At 57.6% G+C, this 20,992-nt stretch carries 19 protein-coding genes and 2 pseudogenes; 7 read left to right on the forward strand and 14 right to left on the reverse strand.

Features of this window, described 5'->3' with window-relative positions; genetic code table 11:
* Window positions 1-24: 24 nt before the first annotated feature.
* From JOH52_RS25565 to JOH52_RS25600, 9 genes and pseudogenes are all read right to left on the reverse strand, one after another.
* On the reverse strand, window positions 25-1,356 hold the full coding sequence (locus tag JOH52_RS25565) for a KpsE/RkpR family capsule polysaccharide export protein (RefSeq protein WP_040121046.1): 1,332 nt from the start codon (window positions 1,354-1,356) through the stop codon (window positions 25-27).
* Window positions 1,357-2,016 (reverse strand): ABC transporter ATP-binding protein, encoded by a 660-nt coding sequence (locus JOH52_RS25570; RefSeq protein ID WP_024311918.1) that lies wholly within the window; start codon window positions 2,014-2,016, stop codon window positions 1,357-1,359. It abuts the gene before it with no gap.
* Window positions 2,013-2,783: an ABC transporter permease gene (locus JOH52_RS25575; RefSeq protein WP_024311917.1), complete on the reverse strand. Its 771-nt coding sequence runs from the start codon at window positions 2,781-2,783 to the stop codon at window positions 2,013-2,015. The genes JOH52_RS25570 and JOH52_RS25575 overlap by 4 nt, the downstream gene beginning before the upstream one ends.
* Before the next feature lie 5 nt (window positions 2,784-2,788).
* Window positions 2,789-4,087: a capsular polysaccharide export protein, LipB/KpsS family gene (locus tag JOH52_RS25580; RefSeq protein ID WP_040121045.1), complete on the reverse strand. Its 1,299-nt coding sequence runs from the start codon at window positions 4,085-4,087 to the stop codon at window positions 2,789-2,791.
* An 88-nt stretch (window positions 4,088-4,175) separates the two neighbouring features.
* A pseudogene (locus JOH52_RS35275) lies at window positions 4,176-4,651 on the reverse strand (HEPN domain-containing protein); the annotation flags it as partial.
* An 88-nt stretch (window positions 4,652-4,739) separates the two neighbouring features.
* A complete protein-coding gene (locus JOH52_RS25585) occupies window positions 4,740-6,392 on the reverse strand; it encodes an IS66-like element ISRm14 family transposase (RefSeq protein ID WP_209566040.1) in 1,653 nt (550 codons plus the stop codon).
* Between the two features lie 62 nt (window positions 6,393-6,454).
* On the reverse strand, window positions 6,455-6,808 hold the full coding sequence (tnpB, locus tag JOH52_RS25590; protein WP_014531098.1) for an IS66 family insertion sequence element accessory protein TnpB: 354 nt from the start codon (window positions 6,806-6,808) through the stop codon (window positions 6,455-6,457).
* Entirely contained in the window at window positions 6,805-7,248 is a 444-nt protein-coding gene (gene tnpA, locus JOH52_RS25595; RefSeq protein ID WP_127657905.1) for an IS66-like element accessory protein TnpA, read from the reverse strand. The genes tnpB and tnpA overlap by 4 nt, the downstream gene beginning before the upstream one ends.
* A 93-nt stretch (window positions 7,249-7,341) precedes the next feature.
* A pseudogene (locus JOH52_RS25600) lies at window positions 7,342-7,704 on the reverse strand (nucleotidyltransferase domain-containing protein); the annotation flags it as partial.
* On the opposite strand from JOH52_RS25600, the gene JOH52_RS25605 reads away from it, so the two are divergent.
* From JOH52_RS25605 to JOH52_RS25625, 5 genes are all read left to right on the forward strand, one after another.
* Window positions 7,664-7,825, forward strand: coding sequence for a hypothetical protein (locus JOH52_RS25605; protein WP_153416477.1), 162 nt, complete (start codon window positions 7,664-7,666; stop codon window positions 7,823-7,825). The pseudogene JOH52_RS25600 and the gene JOH52_RS25605 sit on opposite strands and share 41 nt — an antisense overlap.
* Window positions 7,826-8,298: 473 nt before the next feature.
* Entirely contained in the window at window positions 8,299-8,436 is a 138-nt protein-coding gene (locus JOH52_RS25610) for a hypothetical protein (protein WP_153416478.1), read from the forward strand.
* Between the two features lie 202 nt (window positions 8,437-8,638).
* Window positions 8,639-10,135, forward strand: a complete 1,497-nt coding sequence (locus JOH52_RS25615; RefSeq protein WP_024311915.1) for a glycosyltransferase family 2 protein — start codon at window positions 8,639-8,641, stop codon at window positions 10,133-10,135.
* Window positions 10,136-11,380, forward strand: coding sequence for a polysialyltransferase family glycosyltransferase (locus JOH52_RS25620; RefSeq protein WP_040121044.1), 1,245 nt, complete (start codon window positions 10,136-10,138; stop codon window positions 11,378-11,380).
* Window positions 11,381-11,912: 532 nt separating this feature from the next.
* Window positions 11,913-12,986, forward strand: coding sequence for a calcium-binding protein (locus tag JOH52_RS25625; RefSeq protein ID WP_040121043.1), 1,074 nt, complete (start codon window positions 11,913-11,915; stop codon window positions 12,984-12,986).
* 148 nt (window positions 12,987-13,134) lie between these two features.
* On the opposite strand, the gene JOH52_RS25630 is transcribed toward JOH52_RS25625, so the two are convergent.
* Window positions 13,135-14,709, reverse strand: coding sequence for a calcium-binding protein (locus tag JOH52_RS25630; RefSeq protein WP_127657897.1), 1,575 nt, complete (start codon window positions 14,707-14,709; stop codon window positions 13,135-13,137).
* A 345-nt stretch (window positions 14,710-15,054) separates the two neighbouring features.
* Here JOH52_RS25630 and JOH52_RS35280 point away from each other — a divergent pair, with 345 nt between their 5' ends.
* Together JOH52_RS35280 and JOH52_RS35285 are read left to right on the forward strand one after the other, a co-directional pair.
* Window positions 15,055-15,336: a hypothetical protein gene (locus tag JOH52_RS35280; RefSeq protein WP_051968718.1), complete on the forward strand. Its 282-nt coding sequence runs from the start codon at window positions 15,055-15,057 to the stop codon at window positions 15,334-15,336.
* A gap of 274 nt (window positions 15,337-15,610) precedes the next feature.
* Window positions 15,611-15,697 (forward strand): hypothetical protein, encoded by an 87-nt coding sequence (locus JOH52_RS35285; RefSeq protein WP_411756085.1) that lies wholly within the window; start codon window positions 15,611-15,613, stop codon window positions 15,695-15,697.
* Between the two features lie 27 nt (window positions 15,698-15,724).
* Here the strand turns inward: JOH52_RS35285 and JOH52_RS36195 are convergent, their stop codons facing one another.
* The 4 genes from JOH52_RS36195 to JOH52_RS25660 all read right to left on the reverse strand — a co-directional run bounded on the left by JOH52_RS36195 (window position 15,725) and on the right by JOH52_RS25660 (window position 20,761).
* Complete coding sequence (locus JOH52_RS36195) at window positions 15,725-17,611, reverse strand: HAD-IIIC family phosphatase (RefSeq protein WP_209566061.1); 1,887 nt, start codon at window positions 17,609-17,611, stop codon at window positions 15,725-15,727.
* Between the two features lie 38 nt (window positions 17,612-17,649).
* The gene (locus tag JOH52_RS25650; protein ID WP_010969848.1) at window positions 17,650-17,898 is read right to left on the reverse strand and encodes an acyl carrier protein; all 249 of its coding nucleotides are present in this window, start codon (window positions 17,896-17,898) and stop codon (window positions 17,650-17,652) included.
* A 61-nt stretch (window positions 17,899-17,959) separates the two neighbouring features.
* A complete protein-coding gene (locus JOH52_RS25655) occupies window positions 17,960-19,189 on the reverse strand; it encodes a TonB-dependent receptor (protein WP_127657838.1) in 1,230 nt (409 codons plus the stop codon).
* 3 nt (window positions 19,190-19,192) lie between these two features.
* Window positions 19,193-20,761 carry an MBOAT family O-acyltransferase gene (locus JOH52_RS25660; protein ID WP_127657836.1) on the reverse strand — a complete coding sequence of 523 codons (1,569 nt, stop codon included), beginning with the start codon at window positions 20,759-20,761 and terminating at the stop codon, window positions 19,193-19,195.
* Window positions 20,762-20,992 lie beyond the last annotated feature (231 nt).

Raw genomic sequence — 20,992 nt, forward strand, 5'->3', positions numbered from 1 at the left:
AACCTATCAAGGTAGGACACACGTTTATGCCCTGTCTCTTATGTTGTAGTAAGCCATCACCCCAATCCCCCAGGCAAATAGCAACCCAAGAGCCACAAGAAAAGCATTGAGCAACCGCGCCGGATACTGCGCCATCTGCGAAAGCGTAGGCTCTATGAAGAGCGCCAGATAACGCTGCCGATTATTCGCCTCTACCCGCGCCTTTTCCAGCGCGGCCAGTGCCGCCGTATAGGCGCGCTCGGCGAACTCCCGCTCGGTCTCCAGTTCCTCGAACTCGGCGATACGGCCGGCAACGTCCGGGACGTTCGGGTTGTGTGCATCCGACGTGCCCTTTTGGCCCGCCCCCAGCCGCTGGCGCTCGACGGCGAGTTGCTGTTCCAAGCTTTCGATGCGGGTCTTGAGCACGCGGATGCGCGGCGTATCCTCGCTCATCTGGCTCTTGGCCGTGGCGAGATCGGCGTTGAGCTTCGTCAGCTCTCCTTCCAAGCCACCGATCAGCTGAACCGCGAGTTTCGCGCCTTCCGCTGGGCTGATTTCCTGCGATTTGTCGCGATAGTCGCGCAGCCCTGCGCGAGCCTTGGAAAGCCGCGCTTCCCCGGCGAGCACCTCGTCCTGTGCGGCGCGCAACACATCGTTGCGGGCGGAGAGCGAAAGGCTGTTCACCAGATTGTCGCTCTGGTCGACGATGAACTGCGCGAGCTCCTGCGCCTGCGTCGGTTCAAAGGCTTTCACGGTCACCTGCATGATGCCGGAGGCATGGTCGAAGCTGACCTTTACCATATCGCGCCAGTAGGCAAGCTTGTCCTCGATCGGCAGGTCGGAGCCGATGCCGTAGAAATAGTCGAGCCCGCGTGTCGCGTAGACATCCTCGAGCTTGAACCGCCGGTCCGCATCCGAGGCCATCCGCTCGCTAAGAATATAGTCCATCAGGATATAGCTGTCCGAAACGGTGCTGCCGCCGGAAGCCTGACTGAACATGCCGAGGATATCCCCCGAAACTCCGCCTTCGATGCTGCGGACTGCGAAGGATGCCGTGCTGTGATACTGGTCGGCGGCGATGAAGGCCATGTAGAGAGAGGCGAGTGTCGCAGGCACGGCAACAAGCCCCAGGAAAGTTGCCCCGATGATGGCGTGGCGCCAGCGCAGCTTCCTCAGCCATTTCGGCTGCCAGCCAGCTTTCTTGGGAGGCTCGACTTTGCGCCCCGGCAGCGGGATGACAGGTGCGCTCTCCCTGCCGAGAAGTCCCTCGAGGACCGCGATGCCTTTGCCTTTCGCCGTGGCCTTGGCGGTGTTCGGCTTGTCGGCGGCCTGCGCGGGGTCAGGCTTATTCACTGCCGCGTCCTTGCTTGCCGCCATTTAGCTTTCCTTCATATTCTTGTCGTGCGCACGGATCGCGTCTTCGACATTCTCATAATAAGTCATCTTGCCTTTTTCCAGCACAACGCCGCAATCGCAATAGTCGCGAATCGTGCCAGTGCTGTGCGAGACCATGACCACGTCGGAATCCTGCAGCCTAGTCTCGAAGACAGCCTGACACTTTTTCTTAAAATTTGAGTCACCAACGGCGGTGATTTCGTCGACCAGATAATAGTCGAAGTTGACGCCCATGCTCAAGCCGAAGGCGAGTCGCGCCTTCATGCCGGAGGAATAGGTGCCGACCGGCGCCTTGAAAAAGGGACCCAGCTCGGCGAAATCCTCGACATATCCAGTCAGTTGCTCCGTATCGACGCCATAGATGCGGGCGACGAAACGCACATTCTGTTCCCCCGTCATCGAGCTCTGAAAACTGCCGGCAAAGCCGAGCGGCCAGGAAATCTTACCGCGGCGGATGATTCGTCCTTTGTCGAGCTTGATGGCGCCGGCGATCAGGCGCAGCAGCGTCGATTTTCCGGCGCCGTTGCGGCCGAGCAGGCCCACGCTCTTGCCGCGGTTGAGCGTCAGCGATGCGTCCTCGATGATCGGCTTCTTGATGCCCTTAGTGCGGGCGTATTTCGTCGCCTGCTCGAACCGGATCATTCGTTTCTTAGCGTCTTTCTAGAAAGGGTGAAGACCAGCATTCCGGCAAACAATGTCAGAAATGCGATTCCGTAGAGATACTCCATGTCGAGGCCGACCGCCCGATATTCCGGATAGAAACCCTGGCGGAAGCCCATGATGATGTGGACGAGCGGATTGATGAGCACGAGATCGCGATACGGCGCGGGGATCGAGTCGGGCAGGAAGAAGACGCCTGATATCAGGAACAGCGGCCGATTGACGATGCTGAAGACCTGCTCGTAAAGCGGATATTTGAGGAAGAGCACGCAATTGACCATGGCCACGCCGAGGCCGAAGAGGCAGGCGAGCCCGACCGCTTCGAGGATCGAGGGCCAGTGGATGTTCGTGTCGACCCGCATGGTGGCGACGATCGTGCCGAGCACAATCAAGGCGACCAGCGACGTCGTGCCCATCTGCAGGACGAAGCGGGCGACGATGGTGTCGATTGGCGCGACATTCGGATAGCTGAGCAGCGCCTTGTTGGCTTTGACCGCGGCGTTCAGGTAGCCCGTCATCGCCTGGTAGAACTGGAAGGCGATATAGCCGGTGGCGAAGAAAAGCGCGAAGCTAGTGCCGAGCGCCGGCGCGCGGGCGATCGCCTGGAAGATTACCGTCATCAGCAGTATGTGGGCCGCCGGATCGAGCAGCGCCCAGACATAGCCGCCGGGCTTTGAGCCGAAGCGCGTTGCCATTTCGCGAACCAGAAGGGCGCCGACAACCCGGAAATGGGTGGTGAGATAGCCCATGTCAGTCACCCGAACGGATAAAGTATGCGGCCGATGATCCGGTACTTCCGGTCGGACAGGCCGCGGAAGAAACGGATCGGGTCGGCCCTGAAGTCTTCGACATCGCGGTCACTGCCTAGCTTCCGGATCACCGGCGTGACGAAGGCGGCCAGGAGATGGCGCCAGCCGAAGAGGCCGTAAGGACCCCAGGCGCGCCATTGCGGCCGCGGTGGGCCAAGGCCCTGCGGCTCGTCGAGCTGTCTTCTGATCGCGGTCACGGTCGCTTCGAATGAGGTTTGCGCTCCCGTCTCGGGATCGAAGTAGCGAGGATAAAGCAGATAGGCGCCGGCGAAAAGCGCTTCGATGCTCAAGCGTCGCCCGCGGCGCGGGTTCGGCTGGCGGTCGTCGGTCAGGCCCCATCCGGCATAAAAGGGACAGCCGGCGGTCGTAACGGGGATGCCGCGAATGAGCGCCTCGAAGCCCGCGAGCGAGGTGATCGTATAGACGTGGTCGACGGTGCGCAGCGCCTCGGCGAGCGGCAGGCTCTCGGTCACCAGCTCGCAAAGATGCGCCACTCCGGCAGGGTCGGACCTTTCCGGGCGAGCGCGGCTCAGCACGTCCGGATGCGGCTTGTAGAGGATCTGGGCGCCCGCTTGCTCGGAGGCCGCGAGTCGCACCAGGTCGTTGTTGGTCATGCGGCTGAGGCAGCCGTAGCGGATCGAAGCATCGTCCTCCACCTGGCCGACGACCAGCACCCGCCTGCCCGTCTTCTCGCCGTAGACCTCCTCGGCGGTGCGCTGACGTGCGCCATTATATTTGCTGATGCCGCTTTCGATGAGAAGCGCGATGCCGGCGCGCGCACGCTCCATCAGTACCGCATCCGCTTCGAAGTCATAGGTCTTCAGCAGCACTTCGAGGTCGGAGGGATGGCGGCAGTCGAAATAAAGCGCCCTGCTGTCGAGCGCCAGGGAGAGGGGAGGCGTGCGGCTGGCGCTTGGCCGGGCCGAGCGAAGGAAACCGTCCTCTATGAAGGTAACGGGAATGTTCCTCGCTTTTGCCAGTGCATCAAATCGCTCCGGCAGCTCCGGGCCCCAGGCGAGAAACTCGGCGTCCTTCTCGGCCAAGATTCGCGGCTTCCAGACACGCTCGAATTCGCGCTTGCCGACGTTCATCGGAAGGAAATGGAAGTTCCTGTCGGGAAAATATCGTTCGAAAAGCTCTCTCTTCCATCCGATGATCTGGACGGCAAAGGTCGTCACCGGCTCCGGTGTGGGAGCGGAGGACATATTGGCGAAGTCTTCCCTTTGTCGTCGCGTTACCGCCATCGGCGCCTTGGATCCGAAAAAGTAAGACTGCTATCTACATGCCCTGCGGTCGATCCGCCAGTCTTAAGCGACTGCCGCTTGTCACAAATTATTCACCTCGGGCGGTCACGTGTTCAAGCTTTCCGGGCCGCTCCTTGCAAATCGCCCCGACAAGACGGTGCAGATGTTCCGTCCGCTCACGAAGCCACGCGAGCGCTTCTGCGGTGATCTCGAAATGCTTCGAGTAGCGCGCCTTCACATAGGCCTCGTTAAGGATATTGTACCAGGCCGTGAAGCGGTGCTGTTCACGAGGCCATGCCTCGATAAGCCGGCGATCCTGATCCTCGCCAGGCCGCGAAGAAACTTGAGGTTATGCGAAGGCGGGCTGTAGTTTGTGAGGGTCAGGAGAAGCGTCGAGTAGGCATGCTCATTAGCCTGATGTAGACTAAACGCTGCGAGGCGGCCCCACTCCGTAACGTCACCAATCTGTCCGGCTTGCCAAACCGCTGTGCGCAGCATCAGCTGGGCTTCGGGAAAACGACCTTCAAAATGCTCCTGGGCCAACCTGAGGGTATCAGTATGCGACGTCCACGCCCCATTGATTTTTCAGTTGCGGCGATCTGAGGCCGATCCTCGGCGGTCAAATGAGCTCACCGAAGAGTACCTGACGAGCTCATTGTGAGGCCGTGATGCGGGCGGCATAGGCCCATGGCATCAGGGCATCGATGTCTTTGGCGAGGTGGCCGTTTGCGAGGCGGGTGAAGAGATCGCACAGATAGGCGTAGGGCTCAACGCCGTTCATTTTACAAGTGCCGATCAGGCTGGCAAACCGGGCCCAATTGCGGCCCCCTTCATCGTGCCCCGCAAAGAGCGCATTGCGGCGGTTCATGGCCGGTCGGCGGATCGCGTTTTCCACCAGGTTGGAGTCGATATCGACGTGGCCGTCGTCCAGGAACAGCCGGAACCCGTCCTGCCGCGTTAGCATATAGGCCAGGGCTTTTCCGAGGTCAGACTTGCGTGAGACGCGCTTGGCTTGCGCTGCCAGCCAGGCGAAGAACGCGTCCACCAGCGGGAGGGAGAGGTCCTGTCGAACTGCCCGGCGATGTTCGGGATCTGAGCCACGGATACTGTCTTCGATCTTGTAGAGCGCGGCGATCCGCACCAGCGCCTCGTCGACGATGGGCGATCCACTCTTTGGCGTGGCCTTGATCAGCTTTCTGCGCCCGTGCGCCCAACAGAAAGCCAGCCTCAAGGGATCGCCACCCACCCGGTCCGACGTGGCGAGGTGAGAGTAACCACCGTAGGCATCCACTTGGATTGTCCCGTTAAACCCGTCGAGGATTTCAGCGGCATATTCGCCTTTACGCCCAGGTCGATAATGGAACACCACGCCCGACGGCGCAGAGCCATTCCAGCCGCGATCGTCACGCAACACGGCCCATAGATAACCGGTCTTCGTCTTGCCTCGCCCCGGATCAAGCACCGGAGCCGTTGTCTCGTCGACATAAAGCCGCGTGCTTTCCCACAGCAGCCGTTTGGCCATATGGTCGACCACCGGCGCGATCGCAGCACCCGTCCTGCCCATCCAATCGGCCAGGACGGTGCGGTCTATCGGCACCCCGTGTCGCGCCATGACCTCGGCCTGCCGGTTGAGCGGCATATGTTCGGAATGCTTGGAGACGGCAATCTCAGCCAGAAGGGCTTCGGTCGGCCAGCTCCCTTCCAAGAGATGCGCCGGCGCTCTGGCCTGGACGACGCCCGTTCGACCCTTGGGGCAGGCGTATTTCGGGCGGATCGTGACGATCACCTCGTAGCGCGCCGGGACCCGGTCGAGCCGTTCCGTCCGGTCTTCGCCGATCCGGACCATGTTGCCGCAACCGCAGGGACAAACGATGCTCTCAGGCTCGATCACTCTCTCGACCCGCGGCAGGTGTTCGGGCAGTGCACGGGCCTTACGCTCCTTGCGAGGAACGGCCTTGTCCGGATCGGATGCGCTTGCTTCGATCTTTTTCTCGACGGCGGCGATCCGCGCCTGTGTTTCGGCAATCGCCGTTTCAAGGTCTTCCAGCGCCAGTTCCATCTGCGCCGGATCGAGCTTTTCCGATTTCGGCCCGAACTTCGTGCGCCGATAGTCGTGAACCTGCCCCTCAAGCTTCTCGATCAGTTCCTTCAACTCGGCGATGAACGCGTCCTTTTCGGCCACCACAGCCTGCTCATGCTGACGCGCAGCACGCTCGACCGACAGCTCGAACTGCATCGCCGCAAACGCCTTCACCACCTCTGGCGGAAGGTTCGGAAACAGGCTGAGATCAAGGGGTGACGACATGCGGCCTTATAGCAAGGCAGCACAAAAAAGCCAAACAAAACAATGCAAAGACGGCCGGATACTCACCCTGCCGCCGACGGCGCCGTCACCCGTTGCGCCATCACCCGTCGCCAATCAAGACCTTCGAACAAAGCTTCGTATTGCCCCCTGGAAAGACGCATCGTCCCATCCTGAACCTTGGGCCAGGCAAAGCTTCCATGTTCAAGAATTTTGTAGGTTAGCACCATGCCGGTGCCATCCCATACCAGGATTTTCAGACGATCACCGCGCTTCGACCGGAAGATCACCGTCACCCCGGAATGCGGGTCGAGCTTCAACTCGGTCTGCATCATCAGAGCCAGCGCCTGATGCCCACAGCGGAAGTCCACCGGCCGCGTTGCAACCAGGATCGGCAGTCGTTGGCCCGCGACGATCATGCCGTCCCTCGAATGGCGCGCACCAGGGCCGCCACACGTTCAACCGATACATCGCCGGGAACCCGCAACACAACGTCCGGGCCGATCTCCAACGTCAAGACCGACGAAACCGCCTCCGACAGCGGCGGCGCCAAAACACTCACAGCCTCGCTCGGCTCTGCCGCAATCGCCAAAGGCACAAATGCAGGCTCGGCATCGCCGCTCTCCGACAGGCCCGGCATAGCCTCAAACGGCAGCGCCAGAATGCCCTCGCGCGCTTGTCGGCGCCAGAAGGAAAGCTGGTGCGGAACAACGTCATGACGGCGCGCGACATCAACAACACGAACACCAGGCTCAAGGCTTTCCGCGACGATCCGCGCCTTCACAGCATCCGGCCAACGTCGGTTTCCGCGGCGCGGCTCGACAACTTCGTAGCGCCCAACAAATCCATCATCTGCCATGCAAATCTCCAGATAGTCCTGGAAACCTTTTCGCACGCCCAGCCAGCCTCAAAATACAGCCTGTCCAATGGGGCGGAGACGGCGCTTACGGGTATCAGAAGGAGACAATGGTTTCGGTTCGGCCAGCGGCCGATCGTCGAGCTCGTAAAGGATGACGCCCTCGCGCAGAATATCGATGAAAAAGTACTGTCCATCGGCCAGGTAGTTGTTCACCTCCCGGGCGCCGTGCGCGATCAGCCCCACCGGAGTTGAGACACCCTTGTCCCACAGCAGCCGATCGGTCGCCTTTTCCCAATACTGCGGTTCGGCCAGTTTCTTCGAACTGACGATTACAAGGATGTCGTAGTCCGAGCGGTAGCCCTTCATCGTGTGCGGCTCGTCAACCCAATTGCCGCGGGCGTAGGAACCAAATAGAATGACTTTCAGTATCCGCCCGCGCTTCTTGAAGGCAGCAGAACGTCAACAGCCGTTCACTTATACTGTTCTTGCCGATGCGATTCACTTCCTCATTGTCTTGCAACCCCTCGGGGTGGCGGGACTTCAAATCTTTCCAGGTGTAGGTTCCAGCGACTGTTGATCCGCCCCCCCGCATCAGCGGTAATAAACTATTTATATCCATCTTGCGACCAATAGTTTTACGTTTGATAATATAGTTCCTATCAATTCCAACAGTAGACGGCGAATCGTCTTAACCCTATCGGTTGGATATGAGATCGAGCCTCGAACATCTCCCGGAGAGGAAGCAGCGCGAGCTTGCCCGCGTGGTCGAGATCATACACGAGGAGTTTGCCGACGCACTCGAGGTCTGTTTGCATCGCCCGTTGCTCGTTTGATCATCGATCCATGCGGCGATGTTTCGCCCGAGGCTCACAAACGTGCGGGAGAGCGTATGGCTTGTGCTGGGCCGCCGACCCGCGGTGCAATGCATACCATTGCCTCCTCGATTTCATGAGAGATTACAGGCTACGGCGCAGCGGTTTATCTCGCGGCTGGGCCAGGTCGGCGCAGTGAAGCGGCTGACGCCTACCTGGGATTGCCCATGGAATGGCAATGACCTTCGATGAACGGCACGCAAATAATGATTCCAGGCTTTCCGCTGCCATTCGCGAGGCGATCGAGAAAATCCGCTCGTCCGTGGTGATCGCGCGCGTGGCGGCTGGAGCGTGGCGACATCAATGGCGCGTCTAGGCCATGCAGATCGAACCGGAGGCATTCTCCGCGCCTAAGAAAGAAAGGGTCATGACGCGGTGTTCCTTGGAAAATTAATCGTTTGTCACATTCCTGTCGGAGTATTGCTGCAGGGACTGCAATCGGAATCGGTTGACAACCGAAAGTAGATTAGTAGTTTGCGCCGCAATTGCCTTCCCAAGGCGTTTCCACAGGACATCCGATGCACAGCCTCGAAAACCCGTTCAACATAAACTCGGTTCGGCCTTTGAACGATCCGAAAGAGTGCGAGAAGCTCTACATCAAAGAAGTCAACTATGTTCCTTACGCCTTTGGGCTAAAATGGAACTACGCCGACTACGAAGCGATTGTTTCCCGCTTTTATCAGGACGATAACATTGGGGCCTTTAAAAGGGCGCTCTACCTCATAGACGCTATCGGTGGCACGCAAGCTGCATACGAGTTCACCAATACAAAGGGACGCTTCAAGTCTGTCCAACTCGGAGAGGTCCAGGATCAGGAATTACTTCTCCTGCTTCTCAAAGTCTTAGGCGAGGCGAAGGCGTGGCCGGAGTTCGGCTTCGTACTGAACCTCCTCTGCAGCGGTGCCGGCAGAGCCATGCCGCGTGGCCTTGGCAATCCTGACCTCTATGTCCACGCATCTCTAAACGCGAACATTGCTGCGCACCTCATAAGCGACGGCGCAACCGCTGGAGAGGTTGGAGGCTTGCAGGACACTGTACTGCTGGATGTCCGTGACGGCTCGGTGGTCTTCAGGGATTGCTTCAAGAACGAAATCGATCCAGGCGGTCGCGCCAAGCCGGTAATTGTCGCGATGATGCGCGTCCGGAACGAGGCGGCGACGATCAAGTTCGCAATCGAGGCGATCGCCTCGCATGTCGACCAGGTGGTGATCTTCGACGATCACTCCAATGACGACACGGTCGCTCGGATTGAAGAGTGCAGATCCGACGGGCTCCCCATCGACTTGATCCGGGCCGATGCTTGGTTGTTCAATGAGTCCCTTATCCATCAAATTCTTGTCGATCGCGGTCGCGAATTGGGTGGAACGCACTTCATCCAGGTCGATGCCGATGAGGTATTGTCGGATCAAATAACGCCGGGCGTCCTAAGGGCGATCATGTCAGCGATGAGCCCCGGAGATATTCTCGCACTCCCGTGGCTGAACCTGACCGCCGACATGGGAGCATACTACTCAGAAGACCGGATCGTCGGCCTTTTGCCTTCACGAGGACTTAAGAAATTCAAAGACGTGGGGTTTGCCGACGATGGCTTCTCACAATTCCCTGAATGGCAGTATGCGCATGTGAACGTTGCGCCGTTCACCTACACGAGGAGATTCCTGAGCCTTAGCGACAGCATATCGCTCTACCACCTGGAGCAGATAAATCTCGTGAATTTCGTCGCCAAAAAAGACTGGTACCGCGCGCGGGCATTCGACCAAAACAAGAAGCTGCCCGTCGACCCTTATTTGGACATCCGGCTGCAGCTGCTGCAAATGCCGGATTCGACAAGACCGCTTGAGGTCAAATCCCGTCGCGTGGATAAGGTGAACGACCTGTTCGGCGCCCTAACAGAGTGGCGGATCGAGTCGAACATGACTGCTTGCGACAAATATCCGGCCTTGCGACCGCATATGTATATCGACTATGGGCACTTCAGTACGTCCTTGGCCAACAACATTTCGGAGAAGCGGTAAATGTTCGGAAGGCAGAAGTACCTCGCTCTGTGCGACAAGGCATCGCAGATCGTTCAAATTGCATGCATGGCAGAAATGTTCGCCGGGGGTAAGGGCGCCATCCAATTGGGGCGAGCCGGTCGGGATCTGATCGTCGTGCTGGTCGATACACTCGGAAATAATGCCACCGCAGCCGGGCACCTACGATCGGCTCTGGATGAAAATGGCTTCCTGGAGGCCTCCATCGTCCATTATGATCGAGGCGACAGCATTTATAAGGGCGATTTTTCGAAGACAGTCGGTATCGAGCGCGTCATTGCCGATATTCGAAGAAGGCATCCGAAACGGATTGCCGGCATTTTCTGCGCCCTGCTTTCGCAACGCTTTGTCAAACTTCATTTGGATGCCTTCCCTGCAGCGCCTATTTACATGCTTGAGGATGGACTTGCGAGCTACCTTGAGATGCCAATCAAGGCCTGCGCCAAGCTGTTTCATAACTACGCCCACAAGGGCGATGTGCTGGCTCACCTGAAACGTGTCAGGTTAGCGAACCTTCCTCTGACAGAAATCGAAGCGCCGCGATCGCATCTGAGAAAACGCTATGTTCAGTTTGATCTTGGCCAACGGCAACTCGTCGAAATGAAGGCTGCCGAGAAGTGCTACATCGGTCTAAACGACGAGCGGCGCGCAAAGATGCATGCTGCGTTCATCGATCATTGGAAGAAGCGTGCCCGAGATCTGCAAGGCGAGTGGCGACCGCAGGCAATCGTGCTCGGTCAAAACTTCTCCGACTTCTGTAAGGGGTTCTATTTCAGGGATGAGATAGAAATGTACGCCGAGACTTGCCGCCGCTTGTTCGAGGTTTGCGACCGCGTCATGTTTATCCCGCACCCGAAATCTCCGGCGCGCCTCGCGGATATAATCAAAGAGAGCGTTGACGGTGACCTAGTCGTTCATCGTGACTCTTCGGTACCGGCGGAAGCCTTCTTCCTCCTCGATGAGCCGCCGCAATACGCTGTCGGGTATTACTCAACCGCCATGTGGAATATCAACGAGATTCTTGGCGGCGAAACGTACACCGCGCTAGGATGGTCCACACGTCAGCTTTATGCCGGCTTGCAGCACGATATCCAGCGCCAAGCTTACCGCGCCGCAAGGCAGAAGTTCTTTCCGCTGGAGAAGCTGGAAATCGACCACAGAGCAGCGCGGCACTTTGCAGTCGTAGGTGACGTCGGCAGCGAAGAACTCTTGGCCGTAGCTTCGTAGGCTTTCGCCTTCTCACGTCATTCAGGTCCGCCATTTCCGCGAACAGCTGTTCCGGGTGGCCCTGGATGGCCGCGATCCTTGCCGGTGAATTCGTGCGAAGTTGGGCGACGAGTGTCAGGTTTAGATCGCCCGCAACGAAGTTGAAGAACAGCATGTGGGGGCCTTCTCGTCGCCTTGGTGCATCCCAACGTGGATGTTTTCCGCGACAATCGCCCGCTGCTCTCCCATCTCAAGGGAGTGTTGTTAAAAACGTACAGGAGCCAAGCCACAAACTCGTGGCTGTCGCCATACTCAATCTCGACCGCAGTCAGGGCTCCGGCGTCGTCAGTACCGTGAACAACCAGCATCTCGTTTTCAGCGACCACGGTCGCGGAAATTGGCGGGTTCAGTTTCATTTTATTGCTGCGGTTTTTGAGCGCTGACCCTACTCGATCCACGGCGAAACCTAAAGGCACAATAACGCGCCGTGGGCTAATTGCCTGCAACCTAAAACTGTTCTATGCCTGCGAAAGTTGGGCTAGGGAGCAGGCAAATGGCAAAGCTTACGGTAGCGTCGAATTTTAGCTTCAATCAAAGCGATTTCGACTTCAGCAACCTCTATTATGGGGCGTCATACACCCGGACATCGACGGTGTTTCGGGTCAATTATTCTGACGGCACGAGCGAGGAATTCCGCGGGTCGGGGTTCAAATATGACGTGTACGGGGAGCCCTACGGCGGCACAGTAAACAGCTATTCAGGCTTCTACAATGGGCAGCGGCTGTTCATTGTTGAGGGCACTAGCGTGGCCGTTGCGGAAATCGTAAATGCTGCTAGTACCTGGAGCACGTCTGACGATGCCGGCGTCATCATCAACGCCCTAAGCGGCAACGACACACTGACGGGCGGTGGCCTGGCCGATGTTTTGATGGGCTTCGACGGCGACGACACCGTGAATGGTAACGGCGGCAATGACACCCTTTACGGCTATGATGGGAAAGACTGGATCATTGGCGGCGCCGGTGGTGACCGCATTGACGGCGGAAACGGGAGTGACACCGCCTCGTATGTGACCTCTCAACGGGGCGTCATTGCCAGTCTCGCAAATGTATCGGCCAACACCACTGATGCCGCCGGCGACACGTACTATTCCATCGAAAACCTGATTGGTACGAACTATGGCGACCAGCTCTACGGGAACAGTGCTGGCAATGGCCTAACTGGCGGCAACGGCAATGATTCCGTGGCTGCTGGGGATGGGAACGACGCCATATATGGCGGGGCTGGTGCAGATCGTCTCTGGGGTCAGGGTGGCGCAGACCGCTTCCTTTTCAAGTCAGTCGCCGAATCTAGCGGCACGCTGGTAGATACCATCTTCGATTTCGTTCCGAGCAGTGGTGACCGCATCGATGTGTCGGCGATTGATGCCAGTGTAAACACTTCCGGAAATCAAGGATTCACATTCATTGGCACCGCCGCCTTTAAGGGCAGAGCCGGAGAATTCCGTTATGTCAAGGAAGCTTCGGACACGTACATTTACGCGGACGTGAATGGCGACAAAAAAGCGGATTTAGCGATCCATCTCGATGAGGCCGTGACGCTGACCAAAGATTTTTTTATCCTCTGATCGCAAAGCAGCTTCGGCGGGTTTTTTATCGCCTCAAGGTCAGACACTTCCTCTCAACGAAGGGACAGATATATTTAGATCACGGAGCAACTCGCAGAATGGAACGTCCCAGCAAGGGACGCTCCTTTAGCGGTCACGTCTCGTATTCTTATACGATCAAGAAATCGCCCGCAGTGATCGCGAGGTTGGTGCCGACCGTAGCGAAGTGGACTGAGCCGCCGGCGGCGTTGCCATTGCTGTCATAGTAGAGGTTGCCGGTGTCGGTCTCGTAAATGATGCGGTCGGTCGCATCGGCCGCCAGACCCGTCGTGTTTTTGGCGAATTGCCAACCGCTCAAACTTCCGGTGCCTACGATGGCAGTGAAAACGCTATTCTCCAGCCGGATAGTGTCGGTCGGAGCATCGTAGTCCGTGATGGTGTCCACGTTCGTTGCCGCGTTCAATGCAGAGTTGAAGAAGAAACTATCGTTCCCAACGCCACCCGTCAGCGTATCGTTACCGGCCGCCCCATTCAGAGTGTTGCTGCTGGCATTCCCTATTAAGACGTTGGCCAGAGCATTGCCGGTCGCGTGGGTTGCCGACCCAAGCAGGGTCAAATTCTCGATGTCTCCCAAGACCACCGCGATGTTCGCGAGGTTGAAGGAATTGACAGATTGGACCGTATCAATGCCGGAGCCGCTATCAGCGTTCTCATCGATAATGTCGCTGTTGCTGCTCACGAAATACGTGTCGTTTCCCTTTCCGCCACGCATATTGTCGGCGCCGCTCCCACCGTCGAGAATGTCGTTTCCGGCAAACGCGCGAATTGAGTTAGAAGCCGAATTCCCGACGATCGTGTCTTTAAAGTCAGTGCCTCGCACATGCTCGATGTTAGAGAGAGTATCCTGAGATCCAAAGCTGTCGGTCGTAACGCCGGTCGCGAGATTGACGCTGACTCCCTTTGTAGCGCCCCTTTGCACGTCACGATCGTATCGGATCGTATCTATGCCCGCGCCACCGTCAATTGTGTCGCGTCCGCCAAAGCCCATAAACGTCTCATCGACCGAGGACCCGATCATCGTATCTGAAAACTGCGTACCTCTGAACTCCTCGAAATTCTGGAATGTTTCCGAGAAACCGAATTGGTCAATTACCGTCCCGGCGGTAGCGTTTAGATCTATACCTCTTATTGCTGTTGGGTTTCCATACGCATCCTGGAAGTTCAGAACATCAACTCCGGCTCCACCGTCGTAAGTGTCATCACCGCCGCCACCGGTAACAAGATCGTTGCCGTCATTGCCATTCAGGACATCGTTTCCAAGGTGGCCTACAATTTCATCGTCGCCGGCAGACCCGTTGAATGTATCATCGCCACTCAGGAGCCAGCTTTCAAGTCCAGACTTGTCGAATCCATCGGCAGCGTCTTGGAATAGTTCAAGTGATAGGTCCAGGCCGGTTATAGTCTGCACCAAGGCCGTTCCGTTGTTCAGAAGGACCTCGATCGATGTCACTGTCCCGCCGACGGCGTCTCCGTTCGCGTCGAAACTGAACCCCGTGCCGACCAATTTCAGTTTGAGGCCGTTGTCCAGGCGATAAAGCACGTCCGTGCTGGTGGTCGTGGAGCGGCTTGCCTTGCTCATGTCCACAAGTTCAGCGAAGGAGGGGTTGACGCTTATGCCGGTGAGGGGTGGGTTGTACTGGTTAGGATAGAGTCCTGCTGGGAAATGATACGTAATCGTCGCCATGCTTTCCTCCAGGGGCCGGGAGCTTCCGGCTAAAAATGAATATTAGAATGAATAAAAAAAGGATGCACTTACGGGCAATTATAGGTTGCCATAAATACCAGACGACAGTTCTGCTGTCACATAGCCTATTTGGGTAAGGGTTAGTCGATTGCCGCTGATGTGTCCGCGAGATTTAGCGTCAGCCTGCCTCGAGCTATCCCACTTACGCTTTCAGTCAACGGTGCGATGACCACCTTCTGCCGAGCTAGTCCAGGGGCCTTAAGGCCACTGTGATCGGCTTCGCCGGAAATACCCACCGACCTCCGTGGCCTAGCAACCGTTTCCTTTTGGAGTGTCCGATCACGTATTTTCGTCGGTGAATGCATTGTCGCGAAAAAGCTTGGAGAGGACCCTGAACGCCTTCAGGCGATCGTCAGCAACGACGACAATCTCTCCTACTGCAGTATCATCAGCGTCTACGATGGCACAGACGAGGCACTCACCGCTCTCACTGACGATGGGGTTGACGAGCTGAGACAAATGCTCGCCCATGCTCGCCGCACCGCTGACGAATGGAACGACTTCCTCGAAGCCTTCGTCGATGACGAAGAGCTCATCGCGCGCATCAAAGCGAAATCTCCGCGGTAACAACCGGGCGGTTACAGTCGACCTGACCGGAGCCTGACAGAGAAATAGCGAAAGCAAAATTCAGCGAAGAGGTGACGACCGTCATCGTGTAATGCCTCGCCTGCTTCGACCCGGCTTCGATCGTCGTCGATGCGGTCACGAAGGATACAGCGGACGATCACGCACCAGTCTGTAGAAGGCTACCATCCGACGAAGAAGGCCGGCAGCAACCCGTCAGCGAAGCGGAAGGTGCTGCTCGAAGACCCGCAAGACCTTCCTCGAGGATACGGCGACCATCGCCATCAGCGACCGGGCGGTCCGGCTGCGCGCTCTCCAACGCAAGGCAGAGAACCGAGCAAGGTGCCGCGGCGTCATTGCTTGAGCATGCCGGCAATGAAGGAGGAGACAGCTACACACACAGGTTTATGTTCATGGACACGGGATGGGGTTCGTACTTCGATATGGCGCAGACGAAATCCACTGACCCGTTGCCATTCGTTCCCGCGAGGTCGAAGCCAAGCCGCGGATAGAAATCCGACACCATTGCGTTGCGCTCTGTTGGTATATAGCGCCCGCGAATGCTGACCACACCGGCTGACACCGCCTGCTCGATCAGGCTGTTCATTAAGCCCTGTTCAACGCCCCGCTCAAGGACGCGGCACGATTGCAGCCAGGTGTCGATCTCCCATTCGGAACCCTTCTTGAGGACAATGACGACTCCGATCGTCCCGTGCTGTGCAAACTTATCGTCGAGCCTTATCTGCCAACCGATAAAGTTTGGGTCTCCCTGCATGCGCCGAACGTCTTCCTCGTTGTAGCGGCGGGTGGTCAGGTTGAACTGGTTGGACTTGTTGATGAGTTGAACGATGCGCGGACGGCCTACCTCGTCGAAGGGTGAGATGGTCATCCGCATGTCTAGGGACTTCAGATACTCCTCATAATTGCCTACCCGCGCGCGGATCTCCGCAACTGCCGCACGCCCCCCGTAGCTGTTTGCCCGCGCCAGATCGTCGCAGTTCAGCGGCAGATGGTCGAAAAGACCTGAACCCGCGACGCGATCGATGAAGAAGGACGGATCCTCGCCTACCTCAATTGTGGAAACGAGCGGAAGCTCCCGTCGGACGCGTTCGCGTTCGGCAGGATTGTCGTCAACATAGGCAAGTGACTCAAGACCGAGACCGAGTTTTTCGGCGATCGCACGAATATTAGTGGCCTTGTCGTCCCAATTGGCCTGAAACACGGCGATGTGCTCTTCTTTTAATAGCATATCAGGGTGCCGCCGGAACGGCTCACGCGCAACGGCATCGGTGTTTTTCGAACAGACGGCGAGGACTACTCCGCGTTTCCGGAGCCCCAGGACGAAGTTTTGAAACGCGACGAAGGCCTCTCCCTCTGCCGAATTCTGGCCGATCCGGATACCGGCGAGACCGTCGTCGCCAATGACGCCGCCCCAAAGCGTATTGTCGAGGTCGAGCACGAGGGCGCGGGCGCTCTTGCCGGTCATGGCAGCGAGAAGAGAAGCAATGTTGTCCGCCGCCAGTGGGCAGAGTTCAACGTTGAAGGGCACCTTCGCCGAATGATAGGCGATCGGGTCGAACCAGCGCTCAATACCGATCCGTGAAGCAAGGGCGGCTTGATCCCACATCAGCCACCGCCCCTCTGCAGCGCCATCGCCAAGCATCATGTTGACCCGCAGCCGGAACCGGGCGATCGAACCCGGCGTTGCGATGTCTGCGGAGGTCAGTTGTATGCACGGCGGCAGCGTCGCAATGATTGCCGGGCATCCGGTTTTCGATCGCGCCGCCTCGGCGATGGCGGAAGCGATCCTTTCGGCCTCCTGCACAGCCTCGTCCTCGGCAGCCCTGTCCAGCAGTGGCCGTTCCCCTTGGAGGGTGCTCTCATCCAGAACGGCAAGCACGGCATCGAGTCCCCGCTCGAAACAATTTTTGGCGGAGAATGCGAAGCCAGCTACCCCGTCGTATGGCGCTTCATGCGCCGAGACGAGGAGACCACGCGCCAAACCTGCCGCACCCAAGGGATCGCAGAGATAGCTCAGCGTCCGGTTTCCGAGGAGGCCGAGTTCGATGCGGGTGAAGCCGTTTCCCTTAATTTTTCCCAGCCGCTTGCCGAGGCGCTCGATCCTGAGCTGTTGGCGTGGGCCCAACTGCTGGTTGGCCACCGATCTGGTGGCGGCGTAGTCGGGCATTTCGCCGCCGGCGGCAATTGCCTCGAGCTCGGCCACGCGTGCGGCCCAGTTCTCCTCAAGCGGCGGTCTCCACGGAAAGAACGTGTTCATAAAGCCGTGCCTCCCCGCGCCGGGGCGTTGATGATCGATCAGTTCTGCTTGCGCTTGACCACGGCATCGATAAGGCTGCCGAGGTTCTTGAAACCTTGCACCTCAGCCGTGCTGAAGCGGACTGCGAGCTCCTGCTCGATCAGAACCATCAGTCTGACATTGGACAGGCTGTCCCATTGCGGAACGTCGCGGGCCGTCGTCTCCAGGGTGATCGGGCCGTCGTATTCATCGAACAGCTCACGGATCACGTCTGCGACTTGGGATAGATAAAGTTGATGGTCAGACATTTGTTCAACCTTGGTTTGGCGGCAGTTTTCAGGCCGTCGACAGCGCTTTGCGGTGCGCGATTCAATTCCTTGCAGTTCGTTCGAGATAACTGTTTCGAAGCCGATAACTCTTCACCTCGGTCCGGATACGGCGCTCATAGGCCTCGACGTCTGCCGCCGTCAGCCTGTTTTCGCCCGTCGAAAGTGACGTAAGTGTTCGCCTGAGTAGCCCCGGGTTATAGACGTGCCCAGGATCACGAAAGTTGCCGAGGTCACCGGCAATCCTGGGGTCATCATCCCATGCAAACACGCGCACATTGCGCAGGGTGTCTATCGATTGGACAAAGCATCGCCGCGACAGCAGAACCTCGTCCAGCAACGTCGCGCTTATGTCGCTCATGCGAAAATAGTAATTGGCGTAGGAGAGGATGGGTATGATGACGTCGACCTGCACGCCCTTCTCGACGAATTTCCGAATCCTCGGCACGAGCTGCTCATTCACGGCACTGAAGCTCGCACATGTCCTGCCGCTCGGGGCGTCAACGACTGACCGATACTCTTCGATCACGGCCTGCAGTTCAGCCATTTGGGCGGGCATCTGAAAGGAGCGGTATTGCCTCTCCGTGAACTTGGCGTACCCTTCGTCGTCTTGCGCTTCGTAGCTCGTCTCCCCCAACAGGACCTTCCATGTTCGCCGCAATGATTTCAGGTCGACCATTCGGATGTCGTCGCTGATTTCCTCGTCATAGAGATACTCTGGAAAGCCCTGGCGCATCTTTTCTGGGTCGAGAATGTACATCCAGTCAAACGTGATGATGATCCGCTTGGCTTGCGCGTTGATGGCGAGTTGATCGAGAACGATGTCGCGGTCCATCGGTCGGGGCCCGCCATAGCTGAGATTGTAGGCTACGACACTTCCGCCCAGCGCTGCGGATATGTCATCGGGGGAATACATGGCCGTGGTCGAGCCGCCGACAAGAAACGTGTTGATTCCCGATTGCTTCGAGACGACGTCTACCCACCGCACGACGACATCGCGCGGGACGTCATTGCGCGTCAGTTTGAGCCTCGCTCCCCAGCGGTAGATGTCGTATGGATCCGTCGCAATGACGATCGTCACGATCGAAAGATACCCCAGCCAGACAAGGCAAAAGGTCACGATCATTGGAAGGGCGGCGCGCCAGCGTGGCGAGAAGCTCGGCTTCTTACGGAGCGTACCCCTCCGGCCATGCACATGCTCCGCTCCCATCCATCGACCTGCGGCCGACGGTAAATGTGGATTTGTCGACGCGACAAGCATCTTTCCGACCATGGCTTAAAATCCCTGATAGAGGAAAGGCGGCTGCCGCGAGACATAGTGCAGCGACGAGATGGTGAGGATAGCGGCAAAAGCAGCCCAGCCCCAGGAAGGTCGCCAGATGCTGCGCAGGAACGCGAAGCCGTAGCTCTCGTTTTCATAGGTCATCATGGCCGGCCGATAACGGCGCATCAGCTCCACGGCATTTGGCATTAGATAGATGATTGAAAATGCACAGAACAGCATGAGCACGGGTTCACGCATTTCGAAGGCCGATGGGGCATCGAGTGATGCGCCGAACATCTGCGCATAAAGATGAAACGCGGCGCCGACGCTTTCGGAGCGGAACATCGCCAGGCTGAGGCAGATCAGCATAAAAAATATTGCCCGCTCCACGAGCAATCGGAAGAACGGCGATGTAGACTTGCACATGCGCTTGTATTTCTTGCTGCCCCTTATCTGCGCCTCGGCCGCAGACCAAACGCCTTGCATCAGGCCGAAGGCCACGAAGGTCCAGGCGGCGCCATGCCATAGGCTGAGAACCTGAAAGTTGATTAGCATCGGCAGCCAGAGGCTGAGGACCTGTGTCGGCAGCGGCGAAAGCCGATGCACTGCGCAGTACCGCGTCCCCGCGATCGAAAGCGGCGTAAATAGGAAACGCGCGATCACGCGGGTCAGCGTCATGTTCCAGCGCCGGTAGTAATCGAGGATACCATTGGCTTTGAACGGCGAATAGAAGTTGAGCGGGTATCGCAGACCAAACATGCGCGCGAGGCCGAGCGCCATGTCGGAATAGCCTGAAAAATCAAAATAGAGCTGCGCCATGTAGGAGAGAGCGCCGATCCAGGCATGTGCGGGATCCATCACCGCCCCGGCGCCGGCAGCGCCAAAGACAAGATCGACGGTTGGTGCAATATTGTCGGCGATGACGACCTTCTTGAACATGCCGATCGAGATGAAGGCGAGTCCCACGGCGATATTGAGCGGGTCGAAACTGATGAACTTCCTGGATTTTACCTGGGGATGGAATTCGTGCAGATAGGTAATTGGGCCGATGATCAACTGCGGAAAGAAGCTGACGAAAGCGCCATAACGGCAAAACGCCCAAAAACCGGACCTCAACGAACGAGTCCCTTCGAAAAATTCGACCACGCTCTTTTCGCGAACATAGGCATCCGCCAGAAAGGCCGCCTGATGGAACGTGTAGAATGAAATACCAGCCGGTATCGCCACGCCGGCAATATCGGTCAGGAAGTCATTATTGTCGCCAAGAAGAACTGTAACGATCTTGTATTTGAAGTAGCACAGCGAGGCTATGTTGTATCCTTGGCCGCATCCATACAGCACTCTGCGGTATGGATTACTGTCGTCCATAGCAAGAAGCGCGTTGGATACCCCGAAATTGACAAGCAGGGCGACCAGCAGCAGAAATACCGACGATATGCCGTAGGGAGCATAAAAGATAATTGACGCCGTAAAGATGACGAGTAGTGCCTCATTCCTGCCTCGCGTCAAAAGAGCAACATAAAACGCAATAAGTGTCACCGGCAGGAAGAGAAATAGGAAGAGTGGATCGATAAAGATCATATCAAACCCAACCAAAATATCAAATTTGGTCCGAAGCCACTTATCTGAGGCTACGAATCCTACATATGATTTAATTCGTCTGTGTCTTGCGCTACCAACGCAGCTCGCTACGGAGCCTGAATAGCAATAAATTTTCTGGCGGCCATATTTGAGGCCGCCGAACAATTAAGAGACAACTATAGGTTACGCACTGAACCACGAGGGTTTCGGCAGAGCCTTCTATCGCAGCTA

It is taken from the genome of Sinorhizobium meliloti, assembly GCF_017876815.1.
Lineage (GTDB): Bacteria > Pseudomonadota > Alphaproteobacteria > Rhizobiales > Rhizobiaceae > Sinorhizobium > Sinorhizobium meliloti.